Origin of the sequence: Shewanella sp. SM101 (assembly GCF_025654465.1) — a bacterium.
Classification (GTDB): Bacteria; Pseudomonadota; Gammaproteobacteria; order Enterobacterales; family Shewanellaceae; genus Shewanella; species Shewanella oncorhynchi.
Genome location: NZ_JAKKRH010000035.1, coordinates 14,435 through 27,214 on the forward strand (window position 1 = coordinate 14,435; position 12,780 = coordinate 27,214).

The following is a 12,780-nucleotide window of genomic DNA, read 5'->3' on the forward strand; positions in this document are numbered from 1 at the left end:
CTATTCCTTTATCTGTGTCATTGCTAGTAATCATTGAATGCTATACATCACTAACGTATTCACACTGAGTTCAGTTAAGTATATAACGAAAATTGAAATATAAACTGATATGAAACTGTGAACAATTTCATATCAGTGATTTTGGTACTAAATACTGAATTAACGCGAATTTTCTGCGTATTCGGCCAATATCCAAGCTAATGGTGCTTGGTATTGGATTGGCATCCAAGTTTGCAGTGCGGCTATGCTCTGGTTGAGCACAGTTTGATTTGGCACTGATAGGTTTAAATGTCCGACTTTACGGCCTGGGCGAACTTCTTTGTTGTACCAGTACAACTCAGCATTGGGCAAACTTAACCAGCGAGGGTCATTATCGATACCGATAAGGTTGACCATAACACACTGAAAATTCACTTGTGGCTGTGGGATCGCAATTCCGCAAAGTGCTCTAAGATGCAGCTGGAATTGATCCATATGGGTTCCGGCTTGAGTCCAATGGCCAGAGTTGTGCACTCGCGGTGCCAGCTCATTCACCAGTAACTCATCGCCAACACGGAAGCATTCCATCGCCATTACGCCAACGTATTCAAGTTCGTGCATAATAGCGCTGAGCATAGTTTCGGCTTGGGCTTGCAAGGGGGTTAAGCGTGCTAGTGGCGAAATCGACGCCATTAAAATGCCGTCCTGATGTAAGTTCAGCGTCAGCGGATAAAACACACATTCGCCTTTGCGAGTACGCACGCCAACCAATGATACTTCTTCATCAAAATTAATCGCTTGCTCAGCAATCGCAAGGTTACGCCAATCGTTTGGAATATCACCCGCTTCGGCTTCTTTTAGCCAATGTTGACCTTTACCGTCATAACCCCCAGTACGGCGTTTCATCAAGACTCTAGGACCATAGTGCTGATACAGGGTATCGACTTGGGTGTTATCGTCGACTAAGGTCCAAGGCGCCGTGGGAACGTTGAGCTGGTCGAGTAGACTCTTTTGGCTAAAACGGTCGGCTAAACGGCTAAATACCGGACCATTAACAAAATGGGGGTGTGAGCTGAGTTGTAAACTCAGGGCGGACTCTGGCCACTGTTCGCGCTCGGCGGTAATAATGTCGTGGGGCGCGAGTGGCAGAATGTCATCCGAAGGCGTCATGATATCGACGGCGTTAACTTCAATCGCTAATGGCTCACCAGCGTGGGTCAACATGGCGCCCAGCTGACCATTACCTAATACCCAAACCTTAGGTTTAGTGCTTGTCTGGGTCATTAGACTTCCCTCGGGTCTGGATTGTCCAGTACCGCACGGGTCTGTTCTTCTCTGAAAGCGTCAACACGAGCCGCTAATTCTGCATCGTTATTCGCAAGGATTTGGCAGGCCAATAATCCCGCATTGAATGCGCCTGCTGTACCTATGGCTAAGGTGCCGACGGCGATGCCTTTTGGCATTTGAACGATGGATAATAAGCTATCCATGCCGGATAGGGCTTTACTTTGGACTGGTACACCTAATACGGGTAAGCGAGTTTTAGAGGCAATCATACCGGGTAAGTGCGCTGCACCACCAGCGCCACCAATGATGATTTTAAAACCACGTTCGGCGGCAGAGGCTGCAAACTCCATGAGTTTATCTGGCGTTCTATGGGCGGAAACCACTTCAACATGATAAGGCACTTGCAGTTTATCCATTATCTCAGCGGCGGCTTCCATTGTGGGCCAATCACTTTTAGAACCCATAACAACAGCAACAAGGGCTTGCATGATAACTCCTTAACTCACTAATTTTAATTATATTTTGACCTTGTTTCAGGTCTAGGTACAGTTGATGCTTGTCTCGCCGTCACCGGTAGCTAGCATCATGGCGCTGAATAATACCATGATCCTAGCGATTTCTGCCCGTTTTTGCGTGTGAAAAAACGTCTTTCGCGGCGATGAATAGGTGAGGTGATGGAGCAATAAAAAAGACCAACACTGAGGTTGGCCTTTGGCCTTTGGCGTTAGTTTGCAGTGATAAGCAGCTGATATTGGGTTGCAAGGTTTACAGTATTTGCTTATCCGTAGTGATTTCTGTTTGCTGAGTGATGACTGGCGCTTCTGTCATGGCTTCACGTAGGGTCGAGTAAAACTTCAATACACCTTCAATTGGCTGGATCTTGGCTCTTGCCAGCGTTCGGATGGGCTGGAACTGCAGATCGGCGATAATGAGCTTAGTCTTATTCGCTTTGCATTTTTCAATCAGCTTCGTCAGTGCGGCTAATCCTCCCGCATCCAGAATAGATACTCCATCGAGATAAAGCACTATCACTTGTTTATCTTCGGTGAGACTCGCGATTTCGGAGAAAATGCGGTCAGCAGCAGCGAAGAATAGCGGCCCGTTAATTTTGAGGACAGTCCAATCGGCAGGTAGCTCTTGATCCACATAACGCTTGTTGGTGCTGATATCGTAAAGCTTTGTCATCTCGGCAATTTCTTTCATAAACAGCAAGGCAGCAAGGATAATTCCCACACTGATGGCGATCACCATGTCGAAAATAACCGTTAATGAAAAGCAACTGACAAAAACCATGATATCGCTGGTGGGCGCAGTTTTAATTAAATGTAGTGCTTTGTGGGCTTCACTCATGTTCCAAGCCACAACAAGTAGCAGGGCTGCCATGGCTGACATGGGCAAATAAGCTAATACGCCCGCTAAGGCGACTAAACCAATTAAGACTACTATGGCGTGGATCATGGCAGCTATCGGGCTCTGAGCGCCTGCTTTGACGTTTGCCGCGCTACGGGCAATTGCTGCAGTGGCTGGAATACCACCAAAAAACGGCGTGATGATATTACCTATACCTTGCCCTAGTAATTCACTGTTGGCACTGTGACGTTTACCTGTCATGCCATCGAGTACCACTGCACAAAGTAGTGATTCAATTGCGCCTAACATGGCAATGGCAAAGGCGGCAGGTAATAAGGCTTGAAAGGTCGCGAGATTAAACTGAAAGGCTTGGCCATTCGCGCCAGCTTGCAGCCAAGGCCATTCGAAACTGGGTAATACGGCAGGAATTCCCATGCCTGTGGTGCCATCACTCAGTTGATAGTGAAAACGGGTTCCTATGGTTTCTATATCTGCACCCATGGCATTGAGAACCAAGGCGAACATAGTGCCGAGTATAATAGCTGGAAGGTGCGCTGGCACGGGTGTTTTGAGTTTTGGCCAAAGTAGCATAGTCGCTAAGGTCGCGGATGCTACCAGTAGGCTAGGTAAATGCACCGAGGGTAGGGCTTGAGCTAATGTCATCAACTTAGCCAGATATTGCTCTGGCATCTGGGCTATATCGAGTCCGAAAAAATCTTTGAGCTGCAAGGTAGCGATGACGACACCTATCCCCGCGGTAAAGCCTAAGGTGACGGATTCAGGGATATACAAAATTAATCGGCCAAGTCGCAGCATTGCCATGCCGACGAGTATCATTCCGGACATCACAGTCGCGATTAATAATCCTGCTAAACCAAATTGTTGGGCTATTGGATAGAGCAATACCACGAATGCCGCTGTCGGGCCTGACACGCTATAACGTGAGCCGCCAGATATGGCGATAATAAAGCCGCCGACAATCGCAGTGTATAAACCGTATTGAGGTGCAACTCCACTGGCAATGGCTAATGCCATTGCTAACGGAATGGCAATAATGCCGACAGTGAGACCTGCAAGAAGATCTTGCCCAAAACGTTTAAACGAATACTTATCCTTCACGCAAGCTTCTGTGAGTGCGTGGGCGATTCTTAGGGAAAACAAATGAGCTGAGTGTGACACGAGTGGGTCCCATAGCGAGGCGAGTAACAAGCTTCTATTTTAGTGACCTGATACAAGACGCAGTGTGAGCTTGATTGCAAAAACGATTGAAAATACTTTGTTTTGTATAAATAGTGTGCTTGGAGGCTGTTTGATTCTCATTTAAGAGTGGTTTGTAAAATATTTTGATACTTTAACCCTTTTAGTCATTTGTACCGTTTACAGCCTTAGGTCAACATCAAAGGCATTCAACATGAAAACAATATACTCCCAGAAAACCATTGCACATTCCTTATTATCTTGGGGAAGCGTCAGCATATCGGCGAGCAATAGCGCAGCTTTATTCTTAGTCATGCTGAGTTTAACGGCCTGTGGCGGTAAAGGCTCTGAGGCTCAACAACGACAAGCGGAGCTACAAGCCGAGCAGAGTCATAAAGAAGTGTCACTGCGCCGTGCTGAAATGCGTGATGCTACTCAGATTGAGATGGCCAGAGTCGCGGCGCCGATGCAAATGTCTACCCATGGTGCAGTGATGGGAATGAGCATAGCTCCAATGCCGTCAGACTATGCTGCGATTCCGTTAGCACAAAATAAATTCGAGCCGCTGGTGCAAAATGGCATCATGGTGGCAGGAGAAATCCCAGTATCGACGTTTTCCATCGATGTTGATACTGGTAGTTATGCCACCTTAAGGCGGATGCTGAGGGAAGGGCGCTTGCCCGAGAAAGGTACAGTCAGAGTCGAGGAAATGCTTAATTATTTTGCCTACGATTATCCTTTACCTGCTAAAAATACCGCGCCGTTTAGCGTTACGACAGAGCTTGCGCCATCCCCTTATAACGATGACATGATGCTGTTACGGATTGGTCTTAAAGGGTATGACTTATCTAAATCTCAGTTAGGTGCCAGTAACTTAGTCTTTTTGCTCGATGTGTCAGGTTCTATGGCATCTACCGATAAATTGCCTTTACTGCAAACAGCACTCAAGTTGCTGACGGCGCAATTAAGCGCGCAGGATAAAGTCTCTATTATGGTTTATGCAGGGGCGTCCGGTATCGTCCTCGATGGCGCGTCGGGGAATGACACTCAAACTTTAACCTATGCGTTAGAGCAATTGAGCCCAGGTGGTTCAACCAATGGTGGGCAAGGAATCACACAAGCCTATCAATTGGCGAAAAAGCATTTTATCCCCCATGGTATTAATCGAGTCATCCTCGCGACTGATGGTGATTTCAACGTTGGTATGACAGATTTTGATGATTTGATTGCCTTGATTGAGAAGGAAAAAGATCATGGTATTGGCCTGACAACCTTAGGGTTCGGTTTGGGGAATTACAACGATCAACTCATGGAGCAATTAGCGGATAAGGGCAATGGTAACTATGCCTATATCGATACCCTGAATGAAGCGCGAAAAGTGCTGGTGGACGAGTTAAGTTCAAGCTTGTTCACTATTGCTAAAGACGTCAAAGTGCAAGTGGAGTTTAATCCGGCCTTAGTGTCTGAGTATCGTCTAATCGGTTATGAGAATCGTGCTTTAGCACGGGAGGATTTCAACAACGATAAGGTGGATGCGGGCGAAATTGGCGCGGGTCATACAGTGACTGCCTTATATGAATTAAGATATGTTGAAGCAGGGCAGATGGCGAATGATAAACTCAGATATGGCGTTGATGCTCAAACGGGGCAAGAAAAATACAGCCGTGAAGAAATCGCTTTCCTTAAACTGAGATACAAGCTGCCAGAGCAAACACAGAGTCAGTTACTGAGTTATCCCATCAGGTTAGACCAAAATGTTAAGCTGTTAGAACAAGCGAGTGATGATTTTAGATTTGCAGCAGCGGTTGCAGGATTAGGGCAATTACTGAATGGCAGCCATTATCTACATCAATTTGATTATACTAAGTTAAGCCAGTTAGCACGTTCGGCATTAGGGGACGATCCCTTTGGATATCGCCATGAGTTTGTGCAATTAATGGAAACCGCCGCGGCCATAGAGCAATCTAATCATGTGCCGATTAAGAAGGTATTCGATGGTACGGATAAACCTTTTCCTCCCCAAGATAAGCTTCATGGCGAGCCAGTGAGAGACAAGAGCAATACGCGCAATGAGAGATTACAATAGTAAAAGTAAATTCGTGGGGCTAACCCCAATGATGAGGAATTTCCCGTGGCATTAGCAATAGCGCAATTATCAAACCATGAGCACTCAGATGAGCAATTGATGTTGTGCTATGCCAAGGGCGATTCAAAAGCATTTGAACAGTTATACCTGAAGCACAAAGGTGCACTCTATCGCTATTTTGTACGCCAGTTAGGTGATAAGCAGTTAGCTGAAGATTTGTATCAAGAAACCTGGGGGCGGGTGATCCGCGCTGCGGCTAACTATGAAGCCAGTGCTAAGTTTACTACCTGGTTGTATCGTATCGCTCATAACTTATTGATTGATCATGTACGGGCGGTTAAGCCCGTGGATTTAGTCGCTACTGATGAAGATGATGCCGGACTCGATACTTTTGTGGCGGGTGAGCAAGATAAGCCCGATGTGCAGTGGCAAGAAGCGCAAAAGAGCTTATTGCTAAAGGCCTGTATCGCACTGTTACCCCAAGTTCAGAAAGAGGCATTTATCCTGAATATTGAAATGGGTTTTACGGCTGCCATAATTAGCGACATTGCGGGCGTGACCTTAGAAGCGACTAAAAGCCGTATTCGTTATGCTTACCAAAGCCTAAAAGATTGTGTCAGCGCGAAATGGCAGGAGGCGGGTCATGAGTAATTCTTCAAGTGCTGATGAGCGCGCATTACAACAGGAAGTGCTGGCTTGGTATCGCCAACAGGCCTTAGAGGTTCCACCGCAGCAACTCGATCAAGATATCTTACAGCTGGCGCAAACTCACTTAGCTGAAATGCATCAAAGCAAAATAACCGCCGTTGAAGCGCCAAGTTCTGTCTGGCGACGCCATCCTTGGGCGTTATCGAGCGCGGCATCGTTAGTGCTTGTTGTTGGTCTGCTGGTGCTGAATCGACCTCAAGTCGAAGATACACTTGTTCCAAGTCCTATGGTGATGAGTGCCCCCGCGCCACAAACGATGGCAAGAATGGCTGATACTGAAGCGATGCAATCTTTAAAAATGCAAACAGAAGCCGTGGCTGAACATAAAAGACAGACGGAAATGCAGCAAGCTAAAGCCGCATTGGGAGCAATTGAGCAGCAGGATACAATTAGCCCCGCTATCGCTGCAAGGTCTATGAATGCACAAAAATTATCTGAGTCTGCTGAAATCAATCAAGTGTCATTGACTGAGTATTTACATCGGTTACAAGTCCTCATCGAAGCGAAGGAGACTGAGCAAGCATTCGTGCTGGAACAAAAACTGCTCAAAGATTACCCGTATCTTGCAGTTAAGGATGTCGATGAAGCGCAGCAAATCGAATCGCAGCAAGTATTAAGACTTGAGTTTAAAAAGCTACAACAGCAATTACATCAGCTTGCCAAATGACTATGTGGTTGTGGTATTTACGAATAAAAAAGTGATTAGAAATCGCAAAGTGGTGAGATAAACAGCTAAATTTCCCTGAAATATGCCGAGACGTGCTAATGTTTGTGGTCTGTTTACTGTTTGGTATGTGATTTACTTGATCAACGTCATAAAGTGAACAGGTTTTAGCCTGTTATATTGGTGTTAGTTCACGACTTGGCTAGTATCAATAGTCAGACCCATATTCAGGAGGCATTATGCTTAAAAGACTCATGCATGATCATAAACATATAGCTGTATTGCTAAATGTTTTAAAAAACAAGCAGATGAAACTATCCGAAGGTGAGTCAATCAACTTCAGCGTCGTGCGCGATATTGTTGAATATATGCAAGGATATGCTGAACGTTGCCATCATCCCATTGAAGACATTATTTATGCCTACTACCTAGCCCATAAAACGAACGATACTATCGATAAATTGAGTGCCGAACATGAGTCGGTGATCCAATCCTCGGCCACCTTGATGGCGACTTTAAACTTGATCCTCAGTGATATTGTGGTTGCCCGCGAGAAACTGATTGTTGATTTTGCAGAGTATGTCGCATTGCAAGAGCGACATATGCAGATGGAGGAACGGGAAATATTTCCTTTGTTAGCTAAAAGTTTAACTGAGCAAGATTGGCAAGTTATTGAGTTAGAGTGTCAGAAATCGCTGATCGATGATCCTTTGTTTCTTGATCGAGAGCAGAAAGAATTTGAAGATTTACGGGTTTATCTCACAGCGTCTGACTAATACTCTTTAGTTTATTGGGTCCATATTGTGGGCTTAAGCTGGTGTTTTTATAAGGTTGAGGAGCACATTTTTGATTCTGACGGCGATGTCTCGTGAGCCAAAGTTGGTTGGGATTTGTAAAGTATTATCGGTGTTGATGACGTTGGTTTTTATCGTAACTTACTGGTTTTTTTGATGTGTTTTTAAAGCTCCGGCTCGTAAGGTCATACCCCCGCTTATATTCTGTTTGCTCCAATAGTTGTAAATAAAAAAAGCGCCGAAGGGCGCTTTTCTATTCATGTTTTGAAATGATAACTAGCTCATATAAACATGTAATTACAACTGGATAGCATCAATGTCGTAGTTAAAGTTATTATCGATTTCTTGGAGTTCTTTGAGCAAACGATGCTTATCTTTTAACGCTTCGATTTCACGCCATTTACGCTTTTTATTGGAGCCTCGCGAACGATCGGGTCTTTCAACGACTTCATCTAGCGCACAACCATAATCTAAACGATCCATGGCAACCTCCTGTTGTTGTATGTTTTGTCAGCGATTAAATAACATATTTTTAAAACAGGGTACAAGAATTATGTTTCATTTGTGTTAAGTTGAAATGAACTTTGAGTGATATGTCATTGATGTTATATGCAGAAGTAGAGCGGAGTTAAGCAGGAAAACTTAATAAAAAGAACGGGGTAGAATTAAAAAGCCAGCAATTGCTGGCTTTTTGTTCGATTAGATTTTGCCTTGTCGATAAAGGTTAATCAATGCGTTGCTTGAGGCATCTAAAGCATCGGAATCTTGCTCTGCGCCAATGCGTGCTAACACATCGTTACCGAGATTCTTACCGAGTTCTACACCCCATTGATCGAAGGAGTTGATATCCCAAATAGCACCTTGAACGAAGGTTCTATGTTCATACAAGGCAATTAAAGCGCCTAGGGTACTTGGAGTGAGCTTATCCATAAGTAAGGTGTTGCTCGGCTTGTTACCAGGCATGACTTTATGTTGAGCGATCAGCTGCTTCTCTGTGGCGGATAATGCGCTATTAGCAAGTTCGGCTAAAGCTTCATCAAAAGTACGACCTTGCATTAAGGCCTGGGTTTGACCGAAGCAGTTTGACGCTAATTGGTCATGGTGCTCACCGATAGGATTATGGCTTTGCAGCGGCATAATGAAATCGGCAGGGATCAGTGCGGTACCTTGATGTAATAGCTGGTGGTAGGCATGTTGGCCATTAGTGCCTTCGCCCCCCCAAATGACGGGACCTGTGCTGTAGTCAACATCAGTACCATTTAAGGTGACTGACTTACCGTTACTTTCCATATCGAGCTGCTGGAAATAAGCGGGTAAACCACGTAGGTAATGATCGTAGGTTAATACGACATGGGACTGAGCATTAAAGAAGTTTCCGTACCATAGGGAGAGTAATCCCATGATAACCGGCATATTCTCTGTCAGTGGCGCTGTGGCGAAGTGCTCATCCATCTGATGCGCACCCGTGAGTAGAGCCCTGAAGTTATCCATACCGATCAAAAGTGCAATCGGTAAGCCAATCGCTGACCAGAGAGAGTAACGGCCACCAACCCAATCCCACATAGGGAAAATATTGTTTGCATCGATACCAAAATCTGTCGCTTTTGCTACGTTTGAAGTGACTGCGACAAAGTGTTTTGCCACATCAGACTGCAAACCGCCTTTCGCTAGGAACCAGTCTCTTGCGGTGAGGGTATTAGTTAAGGTTTCCTGTGTCCCGAAAGATTTGGATGACATGATGAACAAGGTCGTTTCAGGATCCAATAACTTCAGCTTCTCACTAATAGAAGTCCCGTCGACGTTTGCCACAAAGTGACAATTTAATTCGGGATTCCAATAAGGGCGCAACGCTTGAGAGACGATTTTGGGGCCTAGGAAAGAGCCGCCAATACCAATACTTACAATATCGGTTATCGCTTTACCTGTGTAACCTTTCCATTGACCTGACGTCACTGAGTTCACAAACCCTTGCATCTTATCTAGAGTTTGTTGAACTTCAGGAACTATGTCTTGACCCTCTGCAATAATCGATTGTTCTGCAGTACTGCGAAGCGCTGTGTGCAGTACGGCGCGCTTCTCTGTGGTGTTAATGATTTCACCTGCAAACATCGCTTTGATTTTTGCTTCAAGTTGGCTATTGCTTGCCAACGCAAATAACAGATCCAGCGTTTCCGCTGTTGCTCTGTTTTTAGAGTAATCCAGTAATAAACCACAGGCTGATAGCGACATTTTATTGAAACGTGCCGCGTCAGTTGCAAACAATTCCCGCATATGCGGAACATTTTTACTGTGTGCTGATAAAGCTTGCCATGTTGAGCTTTGGGTCAAGAGTGTCATTTCACCGTCTCCAGAGTGCTTAGTTCGCGAGCTTAGCCGTGAGCTTAGCCGTGAGCATGACTTCGAGCTTACCTTGGTCTATCGCAAAGTTTCGAATGCCTTCGGCAAGCTTATCAACCGCCATTGGATCTTGGTTAAAGTCCCAACGGAATTGTGCTTCAGTCAATGGGGGTTCTGCAGCGACAGTGGTCGTTGCTGCAACCAGTTTAGGTGTGATGTCAACTTGCGAATTAGCCAGTTCTTCTAATAGAGAAGGGCCAATGGTCAGACGATCGCAACCTGCTAGCTCAATAATTTCACCGATATTACGGAAACTTGCACCCATAACAACAGTGTCAAAACCGTGTTGTTTGTAGTAGTTATAAATTTCAGTCACTGAAATGACACCAGGGTCATTTACGGCATTGTAATCTTTACCTGTATCTTTTTTGTACCAATCAAGTATGCGGCCTACAAAAGGAGAAATGAGATAAGCACCCGCTTCGGCACACGCACGCGCTTGAGCAAAGCTAAATAGTAGGGTTAAGTTGCAGTTGATGCCTTCTTGCTCTAGTTCTTTAGCGGCACAAATGCCTTCCCAAGTTGAAGCAAGTTTGATCAGAATGCGTGATTTATCTACACCCGCTTCTTTATATAGGCGAACCAATTTATGGGCTTTAGCGATTGATTTTTCTTTATCGAATGATAAACGGGCATCAACTTCAGTTGAAATACGGCCAGGAACGAGTTTCAGTATTTCTACGCCGATATTGACCGCTAGTTTGTCGCTGGCATCATCAAGTTGCTGCACGAGATCGGTACTTTGTGATTTTGCCCAGTCGATAGCGTTATCTATAAGGGATTCATATTCAGGAATTTGAGCCGCTTTCAAGATGAGTGATGGATTAGTGGTCGCATCTTCAGGTTGGTAGCGTTTAATCGCTTCGATGTCGCCTGTGTCAGCGACGATAGTGGTATATAACTTGAGTTGCTCTAATGTATTGGCCATGAAAAACATCCTTCTCAGGTAGCAGTTTTAACTCGGAATTCACTGATGACTATTAGAAGCGATTTTGCCAACTTTTCCAACCTTGAATGTAAAAAAATTACAAAAATGACAATTTTATGTCTATTAAGGTATGGTTCGAGCTACGGGCTATCATCTTGGCTGCAATAGAGGGCGTCGCTTGTCCTAGTGTATACCCCACAAAAACAAAAAGTCGCTGCAAGCAGCGACTTTTTTACTTCAGTAAGTACTATTACTTCAGAACAGGTTGTTTTGTTGTGGTAGTCACGATAGCTTCGATGCGACGGTTCGCAGCGTGAGCTTCTTTTGAATCACCAGCAACCAATGGCTGAGTAACACCGTAACCGTTAGAAGTTACGCGGCTTCCGCTGATACCATATTTCTCTACAAGAATCTTGGCAACGGCGTCAGCACGTTTGTCAGACAATTCCATGTTGTATTCTGGTTTACCTACATTTGAGGCGTGACCTGCGATTTCAACAGTGAAAGCTGGGTTTTTGTTCAAATAGTTAGCTAATCTTTCGATGTCTTTGTAGTAAACATTTTTAACTACAGCAGAATCGTTAGCAAACTGGATTGAACCTACGTCTTCTTTGTTCTTCACGTTTTCATAGATAGTACAGCCAACAGAGTCAACTTTGTGAGTTGCTGGTGTTGCTGGACATTGATCTTTGTCGTCATAAACGCCATCGTTGTCAGAATCAACAGGTGCTGCGGCAACGACTGCAGCGGCAACTGGAGCTACAACAGCAGCAGAACCGAAGCGGTAGCTTAATTCTAAGCCCCAATAGTTGCTATCTGCTTCAACAATATTGTAATCATCGTTTAAGTTTTCATAACGACGATATTTAGCTTGTAATTTTAAGTTGTCAGTGAAGTTGTAACCAACACCAGCACCCATGTATGGAGCAAAGTCATTCGTACTGTATGAACTTGGAGTACCATTGTTTTGGCTGTTTTCAAGGCTATAGTACATAACACCGGCTTCAGCCGATAGGCTCCAGCGGTTAGCTAGTGGCCAAATACCAACTAGTCCAAGTGTAGAACCTTTAACGCCTGCATCATTACTGATAGTACCATCGATCCAATCTGCATTACCTAAATCACGGAAGCCGATTTCAGCACCGAAGTAATCGTTGAACATATAGCCTGCGAAAACATCCCAAGCGTATGGACTGTCTTCACCGTTCTGAGTGGCAACGTGCTCGTAGTTATTAACGCCTAAACCGGCACCAACATACCAAGGTGTAAGTTCCTGAGATGCGCTGGCTGCGAGTGGAAGCAGAGATGTCAGTAATACTACTTTTAATGTGTTCTTCATCATTTTATTTACGTCCATTGATTATGATTCTCCACCAATTATGCTTTGCTG

The 12,780-nt window shown here is 44.8% G+C and carries 11 protein-coding genes; 4 read left to right on the plus strand and 7 right to left on the minus strand.

The features are described from left to right. Positions 1–159: 159 nt before the first annotated feature. The 3 genes from purK to dauA form a co-directional block, all read right to left on the minus strand. On the minus strand, positions 160–1,263 hold the full coding sequence (gene purK / locus L5M38_RS17600) for a 5-(carboxyamino)imidazole ribonucleotide synthase (protein WP_263169539.1): 1,104 nt from the start codon (positions 1,261–1,263) through the stop codon (positions 160–162). Then, a complete protein-coding gene (purE, locus tag L5M38_RS17605; RefSeq protein ID WP_028760937.1) occupies positions 1,263–1,754 on the minus strand; it encodes a 5-(carboxyamino)imidazole ribonucleotide mutase in 492 nt (163 codons plus the stop codon). The genes purK and purE overlap by 1 nt, the downstream gene beginning before the upstream one ends. Before the next feature lie 277 nt (positions 1,755–2,031). Next, positions 2,032–3,795, minus strand: a complete 1,764-nt coding sequence (gene dauA, locus L5M38_RS17610; protein ID WP_263169542.1) for a C4-dicarboxylic acid transporter DauA — start codon at positions 3,793–3,795, stop codon at positions 2,032–2,034. Between the two features lie 232 nt (positions 3,796–4,027). Here dauA and L5M38_RS17615 point away from each other — a divergent pair, with 232 nt between their 5' ends. The 4 genes from L5M38_RS17615 to L5M38_RS17630 all read left to right on the plus strand — a co-directional run bounded on the left by L5M38_RS17615 (position 4,028) and on the right by L5M38_RS17630 (position 8,047). Next, the gene (locus L5M38_RS17615; RefSeq protein ID WP_263179846.1) at positions 4,028–5,899 is read left to right on the plus strand and encodes a vWA domain-containing protein; all 1,872 of its coding nucleotides are present in this window, start codon (positions 4,028–4,030) and stop codon (positions 5,897–5,899) included. Positions 5,900–5,944: 45 nt separating this feature from the next. Further along, positions 5,945–6,550: a sigma-70 family RNA polymerase sigma factor gene (locus L5M38_RS17620; protein ID WP_263169547.1), complete on the plus strand. Its 606-nt coding sequence runs from the start codon at positions 5,945–5,947 to the stop codon at positions 6,548–6,550. Then, complete coding sequence (locus L5M38_RS17625) at positions 6,543–7,274, plus strand: hypothetical protein (RefSeq protein ID WP_263169549.1); 732 nt, start codon at positions 6,543–6,545, stop codon at positions 7,272–7,274. Before L5M38_RS17620 ends, L5M38_RS17625 begins: the two co-directional genes overlap by 8 nt. 236 nt (positions 7,275–7,510) lie before the next feature. After that, entirely contained in the window at positions 7,511–8,047 is a 537-nt protein-coding gene (locus L5M38_RS17630) for a hemerythrin domain-containing protein (protein WP_105249947.1), read from the plus strand. A gap of 315 nt (positions 8,048–8,362) precedes the next feature. Here L5M38_RS17630 and L5M38_RS17635 read toward each other — a convergent pair whose 3' ends face one another. From L5M38_RS17635 to L5M38_RS17650, 4 genes are all read right to left on the minus strand, one after another. Beyond that, complete coding sequence (locus tag L5M38_RS17635) at positions 8,363–8,548, minus strand: DUF3545 family protein (protein WP_006080618.1); 186 nt, start codon at positions 8,546–8,548, stop codon at positions 8,363–8,365. Between the two features lie 216 nt (positions 8,549–8,764). Beyond that, entirely contained in the window at positions 8,765–10,402 is a 1,638-nt protein-coding gene (gene pgi, locus L5M38_RS17640) for a glucose-6-phosphate isomerase (RefSeq protein WP_219252934.1), read from the minus strand. A 19-nt stretch (positions 10,403–10,421) separates the two neighbouring features. Further along, the gene (gene tal, locus L5M38_RS17645) at positions 10,422–11,390 is read right to left on the minus strand and encodes a transaldolase (RefSeq protein WP_263179848.1); all 969 of its coding nucleotides are present in this window, start codon (positions 11,388–11,390) and stop codon (positions 10,422–10,424) included. A gap of 250 nt (positions 11,391–11,640) precedes the next feature. After that, positions 11,641–12,747 (minus strand): OmpA family protein, encoded by a 1,107-nt coding sequence (locus L5M38_RS17650; RefSeq protein WP_263169553.1) that lies wholly within the window; start codon positions 12,745–12,747, stop codon positions 11,641–11,643. Positions 12,748–12,780: the final 33 nt, after the last annotated feature.